This window comes from Stenotrophomonas sp. DR822 (assembly GCF_019793815.1).
Classification (GTDB): domain Bacteria; phylum Pseudomonadota; class Gammaproteobacteria; order Xanthomonadales; family Xanthomonadaceae; genus Stenotrophomonas; species Stenotrophomonas indicatrix.
In genome coordinates, this window is the sequence record NZ_CP081826.1 from 86,509 (window position 1) to 107,070 (window position 20,562).

Consider the following 20,562-nt stretch of genomic DNA (forward strand, 5'->3'; position numbering starts at 1 on the left):
GAGAGTGCGGATTCAGCAAGAGTTTTGGAGCTGAAGCGCTATGGATTCTGCCTATACAGCTACGCCCATTTTGAAGCCTCTGCTGCCAAGCCGGTGACCGGAACGGACAGGCTGAGGGCGCTGGTCGAACCTTACGCAATCGCCGCTTGATCAACCAGGGCCGGCCAAAGCGCTGGAGGCCCGAGCGTCAAACGTTCTTCTGCAGAAAGTCTGCGAATCTGGCCAGGCTGATAGCCTGCCGATTGGGGCACTTGGGGCAACTGAGAATTGCGCCACCAGGGAGATCGATCAGGCCTTCGTTGGGCCGCCCGGTGAACCGGCACGAGCATTCCAGACAACGACACACCACCTGGGTTACCTGCAGCAGACGGCCGCTGTCGTCTTCCTGCCCGAAGACATCGCTGAGGAGGAACAATCCGGTGTCGGCCATGCTCGAATCCTTAACGCCTGTTTTCCATGGAGCCGAAGTCTACAGCTTCCTTGGAAGCTGGAGTTTTGCGTTATGCGCCGGCTCGCGATCGCGGCCAAGCCAGGCTTCGCATTAAACCATTTGGCCCGGTGGCGCATCCAAAGCGGAGCATGGACTCATGCCTTGCCCAACGGACGCTGCCAATGTCCCAGATCTGCCGTATCCGGTTTCTTGCCCTTATCGCGGTGACTGCCCTATGTGGGGCTCCTGCCGTCTCCGCGGAGACCATCGCGATCCCGTTCGAGCTGGGCAAGGACCATCGAATATATGCCGAAGGCACGATCAATCATTCGCGCCCCCTCCGTTTCCTGGTGGACACGGGGGCGGACGGCATGGCCGTGTCGGTCGCTGCAAGCGGACTGGCTGGTATGAAAATCGACGATCAATCCGAAAACACCGGCGCGGACGGCACGACGTTGGTTGACTACAGTACGAGCAACACGGTTGCGCTCGGCGGTGCCAGCAGGACGTTGGGCGCCGCAGTAATCGACTACCAGAATCGGCCCTTCGATGCAGTTCTCGGCTGGAAATTCTTCGAGGGAAGCGTGGTCGAGATCGACTACGACAAGAAGACCCTGTTCGTGCATGGCGCTTTGCCCAGCACGGCGGGATACACCAGGATGAACACGCGATGGATCGACAACATTCCCGCTGTCGAAGTGACGTTGCATGCGGAGAACGCATCACTCCAGGCGTGGCTCTCTTTGGATACCGGCAGCAACGGGACCATCGACCTGGGGTATTCCTACAGTTCCCGACACAACCTCCAGGATGTTCTTACGAAGAAGATCGGAACGTCACAGTTCAGTGGGAGCGCAGGCAAGAAGATCCGCGCGGTCGACGTTCGCGTTCCCTCGGCCGATATCCAGGGGATTCGTCTGGACCAGCCCAAGGTGTCTTTCACCATCGACGAAGACGGCTCCAGTGGCGATGGCACGATCGGAAGTGAAGTTCTTCGGAATTTCAACATCCTGCTGGACACCAAGACCGGCGACGTCTATCTGCGTCCCAACGGGAGGGCGGCGCTGCAGCAACTGCGGCGGTGACAGGACGATCGAGAGGGGAAGTGGGGGAGGAGAATTGGCCGGAGTCGGCTGATTCACGACTCCATTACGCCATTCCTTCTGGAAGCCTCGCGTTGCAAGGTTTTGTGGTGCCGGTGAAAGGACTCGAACCTTCATGGGGTCACCCCCGGCTGATTTTGAGTCAGCTGCGTATACCATTCCGCCACACCGGCAGCAGCGGGATAGTGTACCCGAGCCGGGCGGGCGTTCATAGAGGTGCGGGCGAACGGGGCCGAAATGGCTTCAAATTGTCGGTATCGGCCGACTGCTGGCTATACTGGCAACGCTTAACAGGCACGGAGCGATAGCCTATGTCAGCGTTGCAGGACCTGCGGGTGCTGGTAGTGGAAAACGACGAGATGAGTGCGGCGCTGCTGCAGATGCAGCTGGTGCATTCCGGTGCTCTGGTCGTTGGTCTTGCCGCGTCCGTTGCCGAGGCACTGCGCCTGCTGGAAGAGGCCAACCCTGACGTGGCCCTGCTGGATTACCGGTTGGCCCACAACGAGACCAGTGAACCAGTCGCTGCGGCGCTGGCCGCGCGCGGGGTGCCGTTCGTGCTCGCCACCGGCATGACCGCCGAACAACTGCCGGTCGCGATGCGATCGGGGGTGCTGTTGATCAAGCCCTATCTGTCGGCGGAGCTGTCCAAGGCATTGGCCCGCGCAGTGGGGCGCTCCAGCGCAAGCGCCTGATCCGAGCGCTCAGGCGGCTTCTTCGTAGACATAACGGATCTCCTCGCGGTCGTCGAGGATGGCGTACTGCACCGCCAGGTTGTCCGGGTCCGGGTTGAGCCATGCGTCCAGATGCTCGGCGCGGATCGGCAGTACGCCCCGGTCATGGCCGGCAGCGGCAACATCGATTGACGGTCCATCGGTGATGGTGGCGAACGACAGCAGGCGTCCTTCCGGGCCCTCCCATTCCGCCCACAGGCAGGCCAGCAACAAGTCGCGCGGCGGATCAGGGCGGAACTCCAGCACCACGTCCTGTTCCTTCTCGTCGTTGTGCAGGGTGCGGCCGGCAATGGCGTGGCGAGGGACGTGTTCGTAGAAGGCCTGTACCACCACCACGCCGTGGCGCAGTCCGAAGGCCCCGCGCCAATAGCCTTCCAGGCTGTCCCGCCGCGCATTGTAGGTGCCGGGGTAGAGGACATCGTTGCGCGCGGGCTTGTCCGGAAGCCGGCATTGATAGCGCATCGGCTTGATCACGCGCCGGCCATTCTCGCTGACCATCACCGGAGCGTAGGTGCCAGGAAAAATACGGTTGTCGCGTGGCAGCAGCTGTTCCCGATGCAGGTCGTCCAGTCGTGCCTGCGCGCGGTCGATGCGGTTGCCGGCAACGCGCAGGTCATTGCGCGCCTTCTGCGTGGGACGGACGGCCAGGGTTGCATTGGCGATGTCGCGACGCTCAAGCTGCCGCTCCAGCTCGGCCTGCAGCTGCTGCCGCTCCTGTGCATGCCATTGCTGGATCTTCGCCACGATGTCGCGGCCCAGTTCGGTGCGTGCACCGGCAAATCCGTCGTCCATCGCTTTCGGCGTTTTCGGTCGTTTCTTGCCGGGATCATGCGCATAGAGTTCGGCGAACTCCTCCAGGGAGAGGACGGCGCCGAACTCGCGCACCAGCTTGGCGTAGTCGGCGCGGATCAGGGCGGAATAGCACATTGGACTCTGCCGGAAGATGGGTCGCAGCGGCTGCGACGTGGATGCGGCAGGATAGCTCGACCTTCCAGGAGACGTTGCATGAATGATCCAGAGACGATCCAGTTCCGCCAGGCGGTGCCGACGGTCGAGGACTACTGCCAGCTGCGTGCGCTGGCCGGGCTCAGCGCAAAGACCCATGAGGCGGCGACGCGGGCATTGCCCAATACCGTTTTCGGTGTCTGTGCCTACCAGGGCAGCGAGCTGGTAGCGATGGGCCGGATCATCGGCGATGGTGGTTGCCACCTGCAGGTCTGCGATATCGCCGTGCTGCCGCGCCTGCAGGGGCAGGGTCTGGGCAAGGCGGTGATGCAGCGTCTGAGCGACTGGATGCAGGGCAACCTGCCGCCGTCGGCGTATGTGAGTCTGTTGGCCGATGGCGAGGCACATCGGCTGTATGCGCAGTTTGGCTTTGCGCCGACCGCGCCAGCCTCGATCGGCATGTATCGCCGGTTCTGAAACGCGGTCACCAGGGAATCGCAGGCAAAGAAAAACCCCGGCCGAAGCCGGGGTTTCAAAGATTGGCGTCCCCACGGGGATTCGAACCCCGGTCGCCACCGTGAAAGGGTGATGTCCTAGGCCTCTAGACGATGGGGACGCACGAAAAACTTCAAGTTGTAGAACTCTCGACGGCCTAATGCCGAAAGTGGTGGAGCCAAGCGGGATCGAACCGCTGACCTCCTGCATGCCATGCAGGCGCTCTCCCAGCTGAGCTATGGCCCCATGAAACCAGGATTCCTGCTGGGAGCAGGGTCCTCTTTGAAACTGGCGTCCCCACGGGGATTCGAACCCCGGTCGCCACCGTGAAAGGGTGATGTCCTAGGCCTCTAGACGATGGGGACGCACGAAAAACTTCAAGTTGTAGAACTCTCGACGGCCTAATGTCGAAAGTGGTGGAGCCAAGCGGGATCGAACCGCTGACCTCCTGCATGCCATGCAGGCGCTCTCCCAGCTGAGCTATGGCCCCGTGTTACCGAGCCGCCTATCATACCTGCCTGTTCACATTTGTGGAAGCTTTTTTTGAAGCTTTTTCATCGAATCGTTCATTGCCACAAGGGCAGGGAGCGTTCCGACGCCACAACCTGAATGCCGGTGGGCGGTGAACAAAAAAGACCCGGTTATCGGCCGGGTCCTCGTTGTTCATGATGAGTGGCGTCCCCACGGGGATTCGAACCCCGGTCGCCACCGTGAAAGGGTGATGTCCTAGGCCTCTAGACGATGGGGACGCAGATCTCATCAATGTTCTTTGCGACCTTTCGACGGCCTAATGCCGAAAGTATGGTGGAGCCAAGCGGGATCGAACCGCTGACCTCCTGCATGCCATGCAGGCGCTCTCCCAGCTGAGCTATGGCCCCACGTCGCTGAGGAGCGAAATAATAGCTGCGCCCCCAGGGGTTGGCAAGCGATTTGTTGCACTTTTCCACACATGGCGTGCGATGGCGCGGTTGCGAATTCCGCCTGCCGTGCAGCACATGTGTGGACGCAGACGCCAAGGGTCAGCGGTCCTCTCCGGTCAGCGCGGCGAGGATCGGGCACTGGTCGAGCGCGCCGTGCCCGGGGCAGGCCTCCACCAGCTGCGAGAGGGCGCCATGCATGCGCTGCAGTTCGGCCATCCGCAGTTCGATGTCCTGCAGGCGAATCCGCGCGGTGTCGCGCACGCTGCCCATGTCCTGCGGAGGATGGTCGCTGAGGGAAAGCAGCTCGCCGATCTCATCAAGGCTGAAGCCCAATGCCTTTGCCCGGCGGATGAAGCGCAGGCGTCGCAGATCCTGCTCGCCGAAGATGCGATAGCCACCTGCCGAACGTGCCGCCGTCGGCAGAAGCCGCTGACGTTCGTAGTAGCGGACGGTGTCGATGGGGACGCCGGCCTGGCGTGCCAGCTGACCAATGTTCACGGCGGACTCCTCTGGACCTGCCGTGCATAGTCATCCCTGGACTCTGGTCCAGAGTCAAGGCATGGGTCGCATCGCCCATTCAGCGCACTTTGCAACTTTCTTCATAGCCCCCGGGGCAAAGCAGTTCCTACCCTGCGCCTGAACCGGCCGCTCGACGGCCTGAACCGGAAGAGGAGGTGGGGAGTGGAGGGAATCAGGAACGAAGGATTCGTCGAGGTTGCGGTGGTTGAATACCCCGGAGGCGATCCGTCGGCTGCATCGGTGCTTGCCGAAATGGCGCACGTCGCCAATCGCTTGGCGCAGCAGCAGCGACGGCCCTGCAAGCGGGTGCTGGTCACCCGCTGGATCGTGCCTGCGAGCAATACCGGCGTGCATCGCATTGCCGGCGCCGAGATGCTGGACGCGGCAATTCCTGCGGTGATCGCCTTGCCGGGCCAGGTCAGCTCCGGCGCGTCGCTGCGTGCCGAGGATGTCCTGCTGGATTGGTTGCGGGCCCACTACGACGGCGGCAGCCTGCTGGCCGCCGCAGGTGACGGGGTCAGTGTGCTGGCGCGGGCCGGTCTGCTGACCGGGCGTACAGTCTCCGGCCCTGACCTCAACCGCCACCCGGCGCTGCAGGTGCAGGTCGGCGGCTGGGCACCCAGCGAGCGGGCGCTCGTCGATGATGGCGATCTGCTCACCGTGGGCGGGGCCCAGGCCTGGCGCTTCCTCGGTCTGCGCCTGCTGTACCGGCTGCACGGCCAGGGCGTGGCCAGCGCGGTGGCACAACAGTTGGGGATAGTGGTGCCGGTGGGGATCCAGCAGGATCTCGAGCGATTCAGTGCCAACTTCGCCCATGGCGACCGTGACGTGCTGAAGGCGCAGCGCTGGCTGCATACCACGGCTGCACGTGGGGCGACGCTGGGGGCGATCTGTGAGATCTCCGGCCTGGAACCGCGGACCCTGCAACGCCGTTTCCTGAAAGCGACCGGCCTGCGGCCCATCGAGTACTGCCAGCGACTGCGCGTGGCAAAGGCGCAGACGTTGCTGCAGCAGGGCGCCAGCATCGACGAAGTTGCCTGGGGGGTGGGCTACGCTGATCAGAGCGCATTCCGCCGGCTGTTCCTGCGCATCGTCGGCATGACGCCCGCCAACTATCGTCGCCACGTCAGCAATAAACGCCGCGATCGTCCGCTGACGCCTGCCGTGGCCGGCAGTCTGCGGGGGCTGCGCGCCTCGCCAGGCACGCAGCTGGGGCGCAACGCCGCTTGATGAACGCTGTTGGATGCGTCGTGCTTGCATCGCAGGCACGACGCTTTGACCATGCGGGTCTATGCAGGCGAGAGCTGGTGAGCTGATGTCGAGTGTTGGGCCGGTGCCGATGCCGGTGGTGTTGATCCTGATCTTCCTGTTGCTGGCGATGGCCATTGCGCGGGTCTGGTCGCGTGCTGAGCCTGGCCAGTCTCGGCCACCTGCAGCCGGGATGGTGCTGGACATGCTGCTGGTTGGCCTGCTGTGTGGCCGGCTCTCCTTTGTTGCCGCGCATTTCAGCCTTTATCGTGAAGCTCCCTGGAGCGTGCTGCAGATTGCTGATGGTGGGTATCACCTGGCCGTTGTGATTGGCGCTGGATTTGCCTGGGCACTGTGGCGACTGCGCAGGCATCGCGCGTTGAGGGCGCCGGTGCTGGCAGGTGCGCTGGCCGGGCTGCTGCTGTGGGGCGGTGCAAGCCAGGGGCTCGCGTACTGGCAGGCAAAGCAGATGCCGCTGCCGACACTGCAGGTGGTCGACCTGCAGGGCAGGGCGGTTGACCTGCAGCAGTTTCACGGCCGGCCGCTGGTCCTGAATCTGTGGGCCAGCTGGTGCGGCCCGTGTCGCCGGGAGATGCCGGTGCTGGCAACGGCCCAGCAGAAGCATGCCGATATCCAGTTCGTCTTCCTCAACCAGGGCGAGACCCTTGCCGAGGTCCAGACCTTTCTGGTCGCTGAACACATCTTGCTGGGCAACGTCCTGCTGGATGAGTCATCGGCTGCCTCTACCTCGCTGGACGTCCGGGCTTTCCCCTCCACGCTCTTCTTCGACGCGCAGGGGCGGTTGCAGGAACTGCATCTGGGCGAACTGACCCAGGCCGGTCTTGAACACAAACTGCGCCGGCTGCGGTAGCCTGCGCTGGCATCCCACTACGGAGTTTCCATGTTGTCGATTTCCCCGCGCATCGCGCATACGCTGATGCTGCCGGCCATGCTGGCGCTGGCTGCCTGCAGCCAGGCACAGACCCCACCGGGCAAGGGTGCCGCTGCACCGGCAACGGCTTCGGCAACGGCAGCCGCCAGGAAGGGTGAGTTGCCAGCTGTCCTGAAGGGCATCGAGAAGCATGGCTTCGAGGTGGTCTCCGAATTCGACGCGCCGGGCGGCCTGCGCGGCTTTGCCGGCATGGTTGGCGGCCAGCAGCCGGCAGCAGCTTACGTGACCGCCGATGGCAAGCATGTGCTGGTGGGTAGCCTGTTCGACGCCGAGGGCAACGAAGTTGCAGCCGGGACGCTGGAGAAGCTGGTTGCCGCGCCGATGTCGGCCAAGATGTGGAGCAAGCTGGAGGCCAGTGCCTGGGTACGCGATGGCAAGGCCGACGCGCCGCGCGTGGTGTACACCTTCAGCGATGCCAATTGCCCCTACTGCCACAAGTTCTGGGAGGCGGCGCGGCCCTGGGTGGACGCAGGAAAGGTGCAGTTGCGCCACATCATGGTCGGCGTGATCCGTGAAGACAGTCCGGCCAAGGCGGCGGCGATCATGGCCGCGCGCGATCCCAGTGCGGCACTGCTGGAGAACGAGCATCAGTTCGATCGCGGTGGCATCAAGCCGCTGTCCGGCATCAGCCGGGAGATCGCAGCGAAACTGGATGCCAACCAGGTGCTGATGGTGGAGATGGGCTTCCAGGGTACGCCGGGCATCCTGTTCCAGGATGCGCAGGGCCAGGTGCAGCGACGTGCCGGCCTTCCGCAGGGCAACGATCTGCAGGCGGTACTTGGCCCGCGCTGAGGCGCCGGGCTGCTGAGCCGAGTGACAGGCCCACATGGCGACATGTGGGCCTGTTGCTTTCTGCGACAGTCCCGGCGATGTGGGCTGCGCACGGCGCGAACAGATGTCACGTCTGAATCGTGACTGACATCAAGCATTTCGCCTTGATCCCAATCAAGGCCAAAAACGACAGTCGAACTAGCCTTGGCGCATGGATTACAGCGTCACTGCGCGATGGATGCCGCACACGTCATGCCCTCGAGAGAGCATGCGCGCAATGCCATTCACGACGTTCTCACCCCGCCCTTGCTACCCAGTCCGCTGCGGTCGCTACCCCTTCGGCAGCACTGCTGCAGTGGAAGCGACTCCGGCGCAGTCTGGGCAGGGAGAATGGTGTCATTCCCATGTCGCCTGCAAGGTGCAGGCTGGTGACGGTCGTCGACGCAGTACCCGCATTTCCAGCAACGGCTCGTTGAGGTCGCCGCGGCGCACGCGCGCTGCACGGCGGCACAGCGGGAGTTCCAGCCCGGGGAGAATGCAATGCGCTTGGCGGTACTGAGTATGGGGTGTCTGGCGGCGATGGCAGCGATGCCGTTGCACGCGCAGGAGGATGCGCAGGCATTGCGTCGGGAGATCGATGCGATGCGGCAGACGCTGCAGGGCATGCAGCAGCGTCTGGACCAGCTTGAACGACGCGAGGAGCACGCGGCTGCGGCTCCCGCTGCAGCGTTGCCGGCGACGCCTGCCGGGCCGGAGACAACTGCGATGGCGCCGAACAACGACGTGCTGCACCCGACCCAGGTTCCCGGCGTGTCGCCGACCGTGCTGCCACAGCGTGAGTCGGTGGCCGATCCGTCAACGGCGGCCTCGCGCCCGGACAGCGCCGCCGGCCCGACCGATCCGGACCTGAAAGGCTTCTTCGCCATTCCCGGCACCGACACCGTGATCCGCATCGGTGGCTATGCCAAGCTCGATGCGATTGCGGATTCGCGCGGCGCAGGGGACGAGGATCAGTTCATTCCCTCGTCGATGCCGGTGGGCGGCAGCCATCGCGATGTTTCGAACTTCAACATCCACGCCAAGCAGACGCGTTTCAGTTTCGAGGCGCGGCGGCCGACCACCCATGGCAACCTGCGCTTCTATCTGGAGAATGACTTCTTCGGCAGCAGCGATGGCTATCAGTTCCGCCTGCGCCATGCCTATGGCCAGCTTGGCAACACGTATGCGGGTTACGGGTATTCCAGCTTCATGGACCCGGACAGCCTGCCCGACACGCTGGATTTTGCCGGACCCGGCGGCGCCGGTTACCTGCTGGTGGCCGGCATCCATCACAGCTTTGCACTGGGCAAGGGCAACACCCTGACCCTGGCCGCCGAAGACCCGGACACTGAGCTGGCCGGTGCCAGCGATGCGATGGCGGCGGTCAATCGATTGCCGGATGTGAGTGCCATCGCGCGCATGGAGCGTGACTGGGGCCACCTGCAACTGGGCGTCGTGGCGCGCAATCTGGCCTACGACGGCGATGCCCGCCGTGACCGCGTCTTTGCCGGTGGCGCGCAGCTCAGTGGCTCGGCCTCGGTGGGGGAACGCGATCTGTTGCTGTTCGGCGCGCTGGGCGGCCGCGGCCTGAGCCGCTACACCGCCGATCTCACCGGTTCCGGCCTTGACGCCGTGGTAGGTGCCGATGGGCGCATCGATGCGCTGGACCTGCACGGTGGCTTCGTTGGCTACACGCATTACTGGTCTGATCTGTGGCGCTCGAACCTGATCTACGGTCAGCTGGCACTCGAGCGCAATGCGGCGCTGCCGAGTGATGCATTCCGGCAAAGCCGCTACGGCGTGTTCAACCTGATCTGGAGCCCGGCCCCGTCGTGGACGATGGGCATGGAACTGCTGTACGGCCGCCTGCAGCAGCAGAGCGGCGCGCGCGGCGACACGGTCCGGGTGCAGGGCAGCCTGCAATACAACTTCATCAAGTAAGCGCCAGCGGCAGTACGCCAGCGTCACCATTCCCCACGCCCGGGTTCACCGGGCCCATGCCAGGTACAGGAGATTGTCATGGCAGAAGCAAAGAAAATCGGGGTGGTCGGAGCCACCTTCCTCGTCGCCGGCAACATGATGGGCTCAGGGGTGTTCCTGCTGCCCTCCAGCCTGGCCAAGATCGGTACCGCCTCGATATGGGGGTGGCTGATCACCACGGCCGGTGCGCTGCTGCTGGCCTTCGTGTTCGCCAAGCTCGGCAAGCTGGCGCCGAAAGCGGGCGGCCCGTATGCGTATGCACGCGATTGGTTCGGTCCCTACATGGGCTTCCAGACCAACACCATCTACTGGTTCGCCAACTGGATCGGCAACGTTGCCATTCCCATCGCGGCGGTGGGCTACTTCAGCTACTTCTTCCCGATCCTGTCCGAGCCGCTGGTGCGCTGCATCGCGGTGCTGATCCTGGTGTGGGCGTTGAGCTTTGCCAACGTGATTGGACCGGCGTTCGTCAGCCGCGTGCAGACGGTCACCACCAGCTTCGCGCTGGTGCCGATCCTGGGCATCGCCATCTTCGGGTGGTTCTTCTTCGATGCCGACATCTTCAAGGGGGCCTACAACGTCTCCGGCGAGTCGAACTTCGGTGCGATCTCCAGTGCTGCGGCACTGACCCTGTGGGCCTTCATCGGCGTCGAGTCGGCCTCGGTCACGGCCGGTGTGGTCGAAAACCCGGAGAAGAACGTGGCCCGCGCCACCCTGGCCGGTGTGTTCCTGGCCGCCATCGCCTACATCGCCAGCTCCTCGGTGATCATGGGCATGGTGCCCAACGGCGAGCTGCAGGTGTCTGACGCGCCGTTCGCACTGGCGGCGGCCAAGGCCGTCGGTGGCTGGGGTGGTGCGCTGGTCAGCCTGTGCGCCTTCATCGGCGCCGCAGGTTCGCTGGGCGGCTGGATCCTGCTGACCGCGCAGAGCGCCAAGGCGGCCTCCGACGATGGCCTGTTCCCGAGCATCTTCAGCAAGACCAACAAGGACGACGTGCCGGTCAAGGGCGTGCTGATCGTGGCCGTGCTGATGACCCTGGCGGTGCTGGTGACCTCCACCTCGAAGACGGCCTCGGCCCAGTTCGACGTGATCACTTCGGCGGCGGTCGTGCTGACGCTGCTGCCGTACATCTATTCGTGCGTGGCCTGCTACTTCGTGGTGGAGCGGTCGCACACGCTGGTGCATACGGGTGCGTTCTGGACCCTGACCAGCCTGACGGTCGTGTACTGCCTGTGGGCGATCTATGGCTCGTCGGGAACGATCGTGCAGTACGCCTTCCTGTTCGTGCTGTTCATCACCGTGTTCTATCCCTTCTTCAGCGAGGAGCGTCGCCAGCAGCGGCAGCGTTCCCGCGAGGCGGCGGCGATCTCTGCCGGCGCCCAGCGTTCCTGAGTTAGACAAGGAGAATCAACGTGTATTTCAAGTCCCTGGATTATCCGGTCATCGTCATTGACGGTGACTACGATTCGCCGCGCATCGGCGGCATCCTCATCCGTGCGCTGGTGGAAGAACTGCGCAGCAATGACCAGCGCGTGCTGTGCGGCCTGAACCTGGACGATGCCCGTGCCGGCGCCCGTACCTATGTGGCCGCTTCGGCGGTGCTGATCTCGATCGACGGCAGTGAGGAGGTCGATGGCGAATTCCAGCGCCTGACCGCTTTCCTGCGCGAGCAGAGTGCGCGCCGCGCCAACCTGCCGGTGTTCCTTTACGGCGAGCGCCGTACCATCGAGAAGGTGCCGAGCAAGCTGCTCAAGTACATCCACGGTTTCATCTTCCTGTTCGAAGACACCAAGAGCTTCATCTCGCGGCAGGTGATGCGTGCGGCCGAAGACTACATGCAGAACCTGCTGCCGCCGTTCTTCAAGGCGCTGATCCACCACGCGGCCGAGTCGAACTATTCCTGGCATACGCCTGGGCATGCCGGTGGCGTGGCCTTCACCAAGTCACCGGTCGGGCGCGCCTTCCACCAGTTCTATGGTGAGAATACGCTGCGCAGCGATCTGTCGATTTCGGTGCCGGAGCTGGGCTCGCTGCTGGACCACACCGGCCCGATCAAGGAGGCCGAGGACGAGGCCGCGCGCAACTTCGGCGCCGACCACACCTTCTTCGTCACCAACGGTACGTCAACGGCCAACAAGATCGTGTGGCATGGCACCGTGGCCCGCGGCGACGTGGTGTTCGTCGACCGTAACTGCCACAAGTCGCTGCTGCATTCGCTGATCATGACCGGCGCGGTGCCGGTGTACTTCACGCCCAGCCGCAATGCGCACGGCATCATCGGCCCGATCAGCCTGGACCAGTTCACCCCCGAAGCCCTGCAGCAGAGCATCGCGGCCAATCCGCTTGCCAGCCAGGCCTACCAGGCCGGTTCCAAGCCGCGTATCGCGGTGGTGACCAACTCGACCTACGACGGCCTGTGCTACAACGCCGAGAAAATCGCCGAGGAGATCGGCAGCGCGGTCGACTTCCTGCATTTCGATGAGGCCTGGTACGCCTATGCCGCGTTCCATCCGTTCTACGAGAACCACTACGGCATGGCCAAGGGCAAGCCGCGCGAGCAGGACGCGATCATCTTCACCACTCATTCCACGCACAAGCTGTTGGCCGCGTTCTCGCAGGCCTCGATGATCCACGTGCGCAATTCGGCCAGCCGCGACCTGGACGCCGAACGCTTCAACGAATCATTCATGATGCATACCTCGACCAGCCCGCATTACGGCGTGATCGCGGCGTGTGATGTTGCCTCGAAGATGATGGAAGGGGATGCGGGGCGTTCGCTGGTGCAGGAAATGCATGACGAGGCGATCGCCTTCCGCAGGGCGATGCTGCATGTACGCGACGATCTGGGCCGCGATGACTGGTGGTTCAGCGTGTGGCAACCGACCAAGGTCGAGCGCAGCCTGGACAAGGGCGATACACCGGCGCCGCTGGTCGCCAAGCGCGAGGAGTGGTACCTGCAGCCCGATGCGCATTGGCACGGGTTCGAGAACCTGGTGGATGACTATGTGCTGATCGATCCGATCAAGGTGACCCTGTTGACACCGGGGCTGTCGATGGACGGCAGCATGGGCAAGCTGGGCATCCCGGCTGCGGTGCTGAGCAAGTTCCTGTGGGGCCGCGGCATCACCGTGGAGAAGACCAACCTGTACTCGGTGCTGTTCCTGTTCTCGATGGGCATCACCAAGGGCAAGTGGAGCACCTTGGTTACCGAGCTGATGGCGTTCAAGGAGCTGTACGACCGCAACGCGCCGCTGACCCAGGCGCTGCCGTCGCTGGCTGCCGACTATCCCCATGCCTATGCCGGCTGGGGCCTGCGTGACCTGTGCGACGCACTGCATGCGTTCAACCAGGAGTTCGCGGTGGCCAAGGTGATGCGTGAGATGTACGTGGACCTGCCGACGCCGGTGATGACCCCGGCCGATGCCTACAACCACCTGGTGAAGGGCGAGATCGAGCGGGTCGACATCGAGCAGATCAGCGGCCGCATCGCTGCGACGATGCTGGTGCCGTATCCGCCGGGCATCCCGACGATCATGCCGGGCGAGCGCTTCGGCGACCGCGACGAACCGATCATCCAGTCGCTGCGCATCGCCCGCGAGCAGAACGCGCGCTTCCCGGGCTTCGAGTCGGACGTCCATGGCCTTATCATCGAGCGCGATGGCGACGTGCCGTCCTACAAGGTGGAGGTGCTGAAGGCCTGAGCCGGTACGGTCGGCCCTTCGGCGGACGATGGATACCGCGCGCGAGCAACGCATCCTGAAGTTCTCGATCGGGGTCACCGTGGCGGTCAGCGCGGTTGGCTTCATCGGTGGCCTGCTGGTGGGATCGCAGGCCATCCTGTTCGACGGCATCTACAGCCTGGTCGACGTAGCCCTGACCCTGGTGTCGTTGTCGGTGCTGCGGTTGGTGGCGCGGGAGCACAGCCCGCGCTTCCAGTACGGCTATTGGCACCTGGAGCCGATGGTCGAGGCGCTGGGCGGGGTGATCCTGTCTCTGGCCTGCGTGTATGCGCTGGCCAACGCGGTGATCGGCTTGACCACCGGCGGGCACGAAGTGAAGTTCGGACCGGCGCTGTGGTGGGCGGCGCTGCTGAGTGCCAGCAACCTGGGCATGGCCGCGTTCGTGGCCCAGCGGGCCCGCAGGCTGCAGTCGGCATTGCTGTGGCTGGATGTGCGCGGCTGGTTGCTGGGGGGCTTGATGAGCCTGGCGGTGGTGCTGGCCTTCGTATTGGCGCTGGTGCTGCATGGTGGCCAGTGGCACCACTGGGTGCCCTATCTGGATTCGATCGTACTGGCGTTGATCAGCCTGGCGGTGTTGCCGGTGCCGGCGCGCAGTGCGTGGAAGGCCATGCGTGAAGTGCTGCAGGTGGCGCCCGATGACCTGGACGAGCGCGTGCAGCAGGTGATGCAGGCATTCGTGGCCGAGCATGGCTATGCCGGCTTCACCAGCCATGTAGCGAAGATGGGGCGGATGCGCTTCATCGAGATCCACATCCTGACGTCGCCGTCGACGCCGCTGGGCACGGTGGGTGAGGTGGATGCGATGCGCGATGAGATTGCAGTGCGGTTGGACGCGCGAAGCAGCACGTTCTGGCTGACGATCGATTTCACTGCGGACCCGGCGTGGACCTGATCCTGCAGATCGTTGCGTGCGTTGGACCGCTCTGTTGCAGGTAATCGGTTTGACCTCAACAGCAGTTGAGGTCGCAGACTGCGTCGCATTCCCCACGAGGCATGCGGTATGAACCTGCTGACCACCCCGGACTTCAGCCATGGCCTGCTGGATCTGTTCGATCCGCCCGGCCTGCACGATCCCAGTGCCAACGGATATTCGCATGTGGCGGTGGTGCGACTGCCAGCGCGTGTGATCCATATCGCCGGACAGGGAGGCGAGGACGACCAGGGAAGCCTGTCGCCGAGCTTCGAGGAGCAGGTGTCGCAGGCACTGGACAATCTGCAGACCGCGCTGCGGTCGGCGCATGCGGATCTGGCCGATGTTGCACGGCTGCGGATCCTGGTGGTCGACCACGACGAGGATCGCCTGGGCATCATCGCCCGCCAGGTGCGGCGACGTTGGGCCAATCGCGCAGCGCCGACCTGCACGTTGATTCCGGTGCCGCGGCTGGCGTTGGAAGGAATGCTGTTCGAGATCGAGGCAGAGGCCTACAGCGCTTAGCGCAGGTAGTACTCCACCGGCACCACCAGTTCCTGCGGAGCTGGCAGTTCTTCTGGAATCCGGGGCAGGGGCTGCGCGCGGCGGAATGTCGGCAGCGCGCTTTCATCCAGCATCGGCTGTCCACTGGACTGTTCCATACGCAATGCCCGCAGGCGACCGTCGCGGTCGATGCTGGCCCTGACCCATGCGGTGCCCTGCTGGCGCCGCGACCTCGCTACGGCGGGGTAATAGCGGTAACGCTCCAGCCGCGCCATCAGGCGGGCTTCCCACTGGTCGCTGGCGGCGCCGGCCTGGAAGTCCGCCGGTGGTGCGTCCGGAGCGGGCGGTGCGGCCGTGATCGATGCCGGTGCGGAACGGGCATCGGTCGCGGCCGCAGGTGGGGCCACGGGCAAGGACTGGTGGCCGTCGCTATTCTTCTCGCTGGCGGCGAGGTTGCCCTCGGGTGCCGCCGTGGCCCGCGGTGGTGGGGGTGTTTTCCGCGCCTCGGCTGCCCGCGATTGCTGGGCCTGGCTGAAGCGTTCGGACTGCAGTTCTTCCACCGGCTGCGGCGGCGTGGCTGGCGCCAGCAGGCGCAGGCTGATGCGTACGTCCTGTTCCGGCGGCGGCTGCAGCGGCGGGGTGGACACCCAGTGGACGAACAGCAGCAACGGCAGCAGGTGCAGCCCGATGCTGATCGTCACCGCTTGCCAGTGCTGCCGACGCTCACTCATCGCTGACTACCCCGGACGGGTCGGAGACGTCGGCAGCGTGCAGAGGGCCAGTGACCGCAGCAGCACCTGAGGCAAAGCTGTGTTGGATGAGTTTGCGACGGACGTGGGCGTGCAGCGGCCGGTAGCGGGCTGCGCACTGCTGCGCGACATCCGTCGATTCGACAGGCATGGGCACGGGGCAGGCGAGGGAAGGGAACAGCCCGCGGCGGCAAGGGCAGCGGCGTCACGTTACAGTAAAGAAGAAGCATTGGCATCCGAGCTTGTGCGCGCCCGTCCTGTGGTAGTGCCACGCGGGCGTGGCACGCGTAGAGCGGGCTATGGCGAGCGCGCGGCGCGTTCCATCTGCAGCAGCAGGCGATGCGCGGGGAACATACGCAGGCTGGGGTAGCGGGCGCGGTAGTAGGCATTCCAGTAACTGGCAGCGCGCTGTCGGCAGAGGTCGAAGAATGCGCGGTTCTCGCCAATGAGCGCGGCATAGCGCTGCAGGCCGGTCTGTTGCGCCGGGATCGCCACGGCCGACGCGACCTCGTCCACGTACTCCCCCAGCAAGGCCAGCTGGAAGGCATGCACCCAGGGCATCGGCGAGGGACCCAGCGTCTCGATCGCACGTTGCCGTACATGTCCGTCACAATGGCGCGAGAGCAGGCAGAGGCAGAGGGCGCGCGCATCGTCCTGCAGATGGGATGCGAGCCGGAACAGGTTCGTAGCGTCCGCATAGATGCGATAGGGGAAGCGCAGCAGTTCTCCCTCGAGGACGAGGCGGTGTTCACCATTGCCCGACAGGTTGTCGATCCGTCCCAGGCGTTGCTGGAGCTCGGTGCAGGTTGCCTGCAGTGCGCTTGGAACGTCGATCAACGCGACCGTTCCGCCAGTGTCGTGCCGCGATGGTCGCAGTGGATCTGCAGGCTCTCGGTGGCGTTGGGGTGCAGATCGAAGCCGCACCGCTGCAGTGCATGCTTGGCCGCTGCAACGGCGTCTGCATGACGGCTGACGCGCTGCTGCTGCCAGCGCAATGGAGTGAACACGCCCAGCGGAAGCAGGCGTACGCGCCGGCCGTGCAGGACCAGCGAGACATCCACATGGCGACCGTCCAGATCATGGCTGTTGGCGCCGAAAATGGCGTCGATCTCATCGTGGCGATGCCGATAGCAGCAGCGGAACACGGCGATGCCGAGCCGCCGTACCAGACGCCGGAAGCCTCCCAGCTTTCCCTGGCTGCATTCGAAGCCGCGGGTGACCAGCAGGCGCAGCGTGGATGGCAGCAGTTCCTGCGCATCAAGCAGGCACTGCAGGACCTCGGCCTCGAGGATGACCTGTGACGCGGGCCAGCGCGGGGCAATGCGCAGGCCGTCGATGGAGCCGCGTGACAGGGACAGTCTGGAGGTTGGCGGAAGGTGGTCTGGCATGAGCGCGTTCCTGCGGCATCGAGCGGGTACGACTCTACAGGACGTTGCGCAGCATGCGTTGGGTCAATGCCGCATCACCTGGGGATCAGAGATCGCGGTATTGGATCTGCGCGGCCAGCACGCGCAGGCCATCGGCAGTGCTGGAGAGGATGCGCTCCTCGCCGATGCCCTTCTGCCGTTGCAGGCTGAAGCCTTCGGCGGCGGGCAGGCGTGCGGCGATGGCATCGATGCGTTGCAGCGCATTGGGACCGTCACAGTCGAAATGGCCCCAGTGGATGCCGTTGTGCTGGATGGTCAGGCGGTAGTGCATGGGCGGGTCTCCGGCAGGTCGTGCAGCCACTGTTGGAACATCGCGGTCGCCGCAGCGGCGAGAGGCCCGCCGTAGCGGCGGGCCTGCGCGCGCAGGTCGATGGGATCGATGCCGGCCGCGGCCAGTTCCAGCGCGTGGCCGATCAGCCAGCGCTCGAACTGGCGCGCATCCAGTTCCGGATGGCATTGCAGGGCGAGTGCATGGTGGGCGATGGCGAAGGCCTGGTGGCGACAGGCGGGCGTACTGGCGAGGCGGCGTGCGCCCTCCGGCAGTTCGAAGGCTTCACCATGCCAGTGCAGCACCGGGATGCCCTGTAATGCCTGCAAAGGCGAGCGCTGGCCTTCATCGGTGAGCAGCAGCGGTGCGAAACCAATTTCCTTGCCGCCGGTGGGGGCAACGACCGCATGCAGTGCGCGCGCCATCAACTGGGCGCCCAAGCAGATGCCCAGCGTCGGCCGCTGTTGCTGCAGGCGACGCTGCAGCAACGCGGTGCTGTCGGCGAGGAACGGGTAGGCCGATCCATCGTTGACGCTGATCGGGCCACCCAGCACCACCAGCAGATCGGCATCTTCGGCAGCATCGAGTGCATCCACGCCGGCTTGCAGTGTATGTACCTGCCATCCCTGCGCGAGCAGCAGCGGATGCAGGGTGCCAAGATCTTCAAAGGCCACGTGCTGCAGGGCAACGGCGCGCTTCATGCCGGTGCTCCCGGGGTGGGCCAGTAGAAGCTGTCGGGCGTGGAGCGTGCACCGAAGATCGCTTGGCCAACGCGGACGACGGTGGCACCTTCCTCGATGGCGACTTCAAAATCACCGGACATGCCCATCGACAGCTGCGACAGGTCCAGGCCTGCCGGCGCCGTCTGCTGCAGCTGGTCGCGCAGCTCGCGCAGGCGCACGAAGCAGGCGCGTACGCGTTCCACCTCGGGGGTGAAGATGGCGAGGGTCATCAGGCCACGCACGCGCAGGCGGTCGAAGGCGGGCAGCTGCTGCACGAAGTCGGCCACCGCAGCCGGCTCCAGGCCGTATTTGCTGGGCTCGGCCGAGGTGTTGACCTGTACGAACACATCCAGCGTACGGTCCTCCAGCAGCAGCCGCTGCTGCAGCGCCTCGGCCACGCGCAGGCTGTCCAGCGCCTGGAACTCGCTGGCGAAGCGTGCGACGTACCGGGCCTTGTTGGTCTGCAGGTGGCCAATGACCGACCAGTGCACGCCAAGGTCAGCCATGGCCTCGGCCTTGCGCTGCGCCTCCTGCACCTTGTTTTCCCCCAGTTGGTGGCAACCGGCGGCTACGGCCATGCGGATGCGTGCTTCATCGACGGTCTTGCTGACCGGTAGCAGGCGCACGCTGGCCGGATCACGACCGGCGCGGGCACAGGCGCTGGCGATGCGCTGGTGCACGGTGGCGAGATTGGCGGCGATCTGTTCGACGGACTGGGCGACGGGCCAGTCGGCGGCGGCGAGGGACATGGGGCACCTCCGGTGCGGGGTGGCCAGGGTGGGATACACTGGCACAGGACAAGATATAGTTTGGCATAGGACAAAATGAAAATCACCGGGAACAGCGCCGAAGCGATCTTCGACAGCATCCGCGAGGGCATCGGTAGCGGCCATCTGGCAGCCGGCAGCGTGCTGCCGCCGGTACGCGATCTGGCCGATCAGCTGGGGGTCAACCGCAACACCGTGGCGGCGGCCTACAAGCGGCTGGATGCAGCGGGGCTGGCCAGTACGGCGGGACGTCGCGGCACCGTGGTGCGCGGCCTACCGGCGACGATGGCACGCGAGGGCAGTGCGCCGGGGTTGGCCCTGCATGATCTGGCCGGCGGCAATCCGGATCCGCGCTGCCTGCCCAGCCTCCGCGTGGCTGCGACGGCTCCGCGCCTGTATGGGGTGGAGACGGTTGATCCACGCATGCAACGCCTGGCACGGGCCTCGCTGGATGCCGATTGCCCGCCGGACTATGCGCTGGAACTGAGCCACGGCGCGGTCGATGGCATCGAGCGCCTGCTGTCGGCGTGGCTGCTGCCGGGGGACCGCATCGCGGTGGAGGATCCCTGTTTCCTGGGCAGCCTCAATGTCCTCGGTGCGGCCGGACACGTGCCGTTGCCGGTGGCGGTGGATACGCACGGCATGCAGGTGGAATCACTGCGGCAGGCGTTGGATGCGGGTGCACGTGCGGTGCTGCTGACCCCACGCGCGCACAATCCCACCGGTGCCAGCCTGGATGCGAAGCGTGCGCGTGCGCTGCGCCAGTTGCTGGCCGGCTATCCGCAGGTGGCGGTGCTGGTCGACGATCACTACGCCCTGCTCTCGCAACAGGCCTATCACTCGGTGCTGCCGATGGACGGTCGGCGTTGGGCGCTGCTGCGTTCGTTGTCCAAGGCATTGGGCCCGGACCTGCGCGTGGCCTGGTTGGCCTGCGATGGGCAGACCGCGGTGCGCCTGCGCCTGCGCTTGGCGGCGGGCACCGGCTGGGTCAGCCATCTGCTGCAGGATGCAGCCAGTTCGGTATTGGAGTCGGCGCAGCAACGGGCGAAGGTGGCTGCCGCCGGTGAGCGCTACCAGCAGCGGCTGCAGGGTCTGCAGGCCCTGCTGCAGGCGCGCGGGCTGCCGACACCGATACCGATGGAAGGCTTGAATCTGTGGCTGCCACTGCCGGCCGACAGCACGCCGCAGGTGCTGGCACTGGCGGCACGTGGCTGGCATGTGCGTGGGGGTGAAGTCTTTGCGGTGTCTGCACCGGCGCATGGGTTGCGCATCACCTGTGCGGCACTCGGCCCGCCGCAGCAACGTCGGTTGGCCGATGACCTGGCGGCGGTGGTGCGCTGAG

The 20,562-nt window shown here is 65.1% G+C and carries 21 protein-coding genes and 7 tRNA genes; 12 read left to right on the top strand and 16 right to left on the bottom strand.

What is annotated here, in order from left to right; all coding sequences use genetic code 11:
- Positions 1–187 precede the first annotated feature (187 nt).
- Positions 188–430 (bottom strand): hypothetical protein, encoded by a 243-nt coding sequence (locus tag K5K93_RS00465; protein ID WP_032976177.1) that lies wholly within the window; start codon positions 428–430, stop codon positions 188–190.
- 182 nt (positions 431–612) lie between these two features.
- Here K5K93_RS00465 and K5K93_RS00470 point away from each other — a divergent pair, with 182 nt between their 5' ends.
- Complete coding sequence (locus tag K5K93_RS00470) at positions 613–1,515, top strand: retropepsin-like aspartic protease (RefSeq protein ID WP_222389072.1); 903 nt, start codon at positions 613–615, stop codon at positions 1,513–1,515.
- Positions 1,516–1,620: 105 nt separating this feature from the next.
- Here the strand turns inward: K5K93_RS00470 and K5K93_RS00475 are convergent.
- Positions 1,621–1,706, bottom strand: a tRNA-Leu gene (locus K5K93_RS00475).
- A 138-nt stretch (positions 1,707–1,844) separates the two neighbouring features.
- Between K5K93_RS00475 and K5K93_RS00480 the strand changes: the two genes are divergently transcribed.
- The gene (locus K5K93_RS00480; RefSeq protein WP_222389074.1) at positions 1,845–2,225 is read left to right on the top strand and encodes a response regulator; all 381 of its coding nucleotides are present in this window, start codon (positions 1,845–1,847) and stop codon (positions 2,223–2,225) included.
- Between the two features lie 9 nt (positions 2,226–2,234).
- Here K5K93_RS00480 and K5K93_RS00485 read toward each other — a convergent pair whose 3' ends face one another.
- Complete coding sequence (locus K5K93_RS00485) at positions 2,235–3,191, bottom strand: SOS response-associated peptidase family protein (RefSeq protein ID WP_222389077.1); 957 nt, start codon at positions 3,189–3,191, stop codon at positions 2,235–2,237.
- Between the two features lie 78 nt (positions 3,192–3,269).
- Here K5K93_RS00485 and K5K93_RS00490 point away from each other — a divergent pair, with 78 nt between their 5' ends.
- Positions 3,270–3,686 (top strand): GNAT family N-acetyltransferase, encoded by a 417-nt coding sequence (locus K5K93_RS00490; RefSeq protein ID WP_222389079.1) that lies wholly within the window; start codon positions 3,270–3,272, stop codon positions 3,684–3,686.
- Between the two features lie 63 nt (positions 3,687–3,749).
- On the opposite strand, the gene K5K93_RS00495 is transcribed toward K5K93_RS00490, so the two are convergent.
- The 7 genes from K5K93_RS00495 to K5K93_RS00525 form a co-directional block, all read right to left on the bottom strand.
- A tRNA-Glu gene (locus K5K93_RS00495) sits at positions 3,750–3,825 on the bottom strand.
- A 49-nt stretch (positions 3,826–3,874) separates the two neighbouring features.
- Positions 3,875–3,950, bottom strand: a tRNA-Ala gene (locus tag K5K93_RS00500).
- Between the two features lie 43 nt (positions 3,951–3,993).
- Positions 3,994–4,069: transfer RNA gene (locus K5K93_RS00505), tRNA-Glu, on the bottom strand.
- A 49-nt stretch (positions 4,070–4,118) separates the two neighbouring features.
- A tRNA-Ala gene (locus K5K93_RS00510) sits at positions 4,119–4,194 on the bottom strand.
- A 183-nt stretch (positions 4,195–4,377) separates the two neighbouring features.
- A tRNA-Glu gene (locus tag K5K93_RS00515) sits at positions 4,378–4,453 on the bottom strand.
- A gap of 53 nt (positions 4,454–4,506) precedes the next feature.
- Positions 4,507–4,582, bottom strand: a tRNA-Ala gene (locus K5K93_RS00520).
- Between the two features lie 141 nt (positions 4,583–4,723).
- On the bottom strand, positions 4,724–5,122 hold the full coding sequence (locus K5K93_RS00525; protein ID WP_222389082.1) for a MerR family transcriptional regulator: 399 nt from the start codon (positions 5,120–5,122) through the stop codon (positions 4,724–4,726).
- A 183-nt stretch (positions 5,123–5,305) separates the two neighbouring features.
- On the opposite strand from K5K93_RS00525, the gene K5K93_RS00530 reads away from it, so the two are divergent.
- The 8 genes from K5K93_RS00530 (at position 5,306) to K5K93_RS00565 (ending at position 15,308) form a co-directional block, all read left to right on the top strand.
- The gene (locus K5K93_RS00530; RefSeq protein ID WP_093819164.1) at positions 5,306–6,373 is read left to right on the top strand and encodes a helix-turn-helix domain-containing protein; all 1,068 of its coding nucleotides are present in this window, start codon (positions 5,306–5,308) and stop codon (positions 6,371–6,373) included.
- 85 nt (positions 6,374–6,458) lie between these two features.
- Positions 6,459–7,262 (top strand): TlpA disulfide reductase family protein, encoded by an 804-nt coding sequence (locus tag K5K93_RS00535; RefSeq protein WP_222390909.1) that lies wholly within the window; start codon positions 6,459–6,461, stop codon positions 7,260–7,262.
- A 30-nt stretch (positions 7,263–7,292) separates the two neighbouring features.
- Complete coding sequence (gene dsbG / locus K5K93_RS00540) at positions 7,293–8,135, top strand: thiol:disulfide interchange protein DsbG (RefSeq protein WP_222389084.1); 843 nt, start codon at positions 7,293–7,295, stop codon at positions 8,133–8,135.
- A gap of 519 nt (positions 8,136–8,654) precedes the next feature.
- Positions 8,655–10,094 carry a DcaP family trimeric outer membrane transporter gene (locus tag K5K93_RS00545; protein WP_222389087.1) on the top strand — a complete coding sequence of 480 codons (1,440 nt, stop codon included), beginning with the start codon at positions 8,655–8,657 and terminating at the stop codon, positions 10,092–10,094.
- 78 nt (positions 10,095–10,172) lie between these two features.
- Positions 10,173–11,525, top strand: a complete 1,353-nt coding sequence (gene adiC / locus K5K93_RS00550) for an arginine/agmatine antiporter (protein ID WP_093819168.1) — start codon at positions 10,173–10,175, stop codon at positions 11,523–11,525.
- A gap of 20 nt (positions 11,526–11,545) precedes the next feature.
- Positions 11,546–13,834, top strand: coding sequence for an Orn/Lys/Arg decarboxylase N-terminal domain-containing protein (locus K5K93_RS00555; protein WP_025879234.1), 2,289 nt, complete (start codon positions 11,546–11,548; stop codon positions 13,832–13,834).
- A gap of 28 nt (positions 13,835–13,862) precedes the next feature.
- Positions 13,863–14,765 carry a cation diffusion facilitator family transporter gene (locus K5K93_RS00560; RefSeq protein ID WP_025879233.1) on the top strand — a complete coding sequence of 301 codons (903 nt, stop codon included), beginning with the start codon at positions 13,863–13,865 and terminating at the stop codon, positions 14,763–14,765.
- Positions 14,766–14,873: 108 nt separating this feature from the next.
- Entirely contained in the window at positions 14,874–15,308 is a 435-nt protein-coding gene (locus K5K93_RS00565) for a RidA family protein (RefSeq protein WP_222389091.1), read from the top strand.
- Here the strand turns inward: K5K93_RS00565 and K5K93_RS00570 are convergent.
- The 6 genes from K5K93_RS00570 to K5K93_RS00595 all read right to left on the bottom strand — a co-directional run bounded on the left by K5K93_RS00570 (position 15,305) and on the right by K5K93_RS00595 (position 19,202).
- Positions 15,305–16,018: an energy transducer TonB gene (locus tag K5K93_RS00570; protein WP_222389094.1), complete on the bottom strand. Its 714-nt coding sequence runs from the start codon at positions 16,016–16,018 to the stop codon at positions 15,305–15,307. The two genes, K5K93_RS00565 and K5K93_RS00570, sit on opposite strands and share 4 nt — an antisense overlap.
- A gap of 315 nt (positions 16,019–16,333) precedes the next feature.
- Positions 16,334–16,873 carry a hypothetical protein gene (locus K5K93_RS00575; RefSeq protein WP_222389096.1) on the bottom strand — a complete coding sequence of 180 codons (540 nt, stop codon included), beginning with the start codon at positions 16,871–16,873 and terminating at the stop codon, positions 16,334–16,336.
- On the bottom strand, positions 16,870–17,424 hold the full coding sequence (locus K5K93_RS00580) for a hypothetical protein (protein WP_222389098.1): 555 nt from the start codon (positions 17,422–17,424) through the stop codon (positions 16,870–16,872). Before K5K93_RS00580 ends, K5K93_RS00575 begins: the two co-directional genes overlap by 4 nt.
- A gap of 85 nt (positions 17,425–17,509) precedes the next feature.
- Positions 17,510–17,734 carry a hypothetical protein gene (locus K5K93_RS00585; RefSeq protein WP_025879228.1) on the bottom strand — a complete coding sequence of 75 codons (225 nt, stop codon included), beginning with the start codon at positions 17,732–17,734 and terminating at the stop codon, positions 17,510–17,512.
- On the bottom strand, positions 17,719–18,432 hold the full coding sequence (locus K5K93_RS00590; RefSeq protein WP_222389101.1) for a glutamine amidotransferase: 714 nt from the start codon (positions 18,430–18,432) through the stop codon (positions 17,719–17,721). The genes K5K93_RS00585 and K5K93_RS00590 overlap by 16 nt, the downstream gene beginning before the upstream one ends.
- Complete coding sequence (locus K5K93_RS00595; RefSeq protein WP_033831385.1) at positions 18,429–19,202, bottom strand: YggS family pyridoxal phosphate-dependent enzyme; 774 nt, start codon at positions 19,200–19,202, stop codon at positions 18,429–18,431. Before K5K93_RS00595 ends, K5K93_RS00590 begins: the two co-directional genes overlap by 4 nt.
- 75 nt (positions 19,203–19,277) lie before the next feature.
- Between K5K93_RS00595 and ptsJ the strand changes: the two genes are divergently transcribed.
- Positions 19,278–20,561: a transcriptional regulator PtsJ gene (gene ptsJ, locus K5K93_RS00600; protein ID WP_222389102.1), complete on the top strand. Its 1,284-nt coding sequence runs from the start codon at positions 19,278–19,280 to the stop codon at positions 20,559–20,561.
- Position 20,562 lies beyond the last annotated feature (1 nt).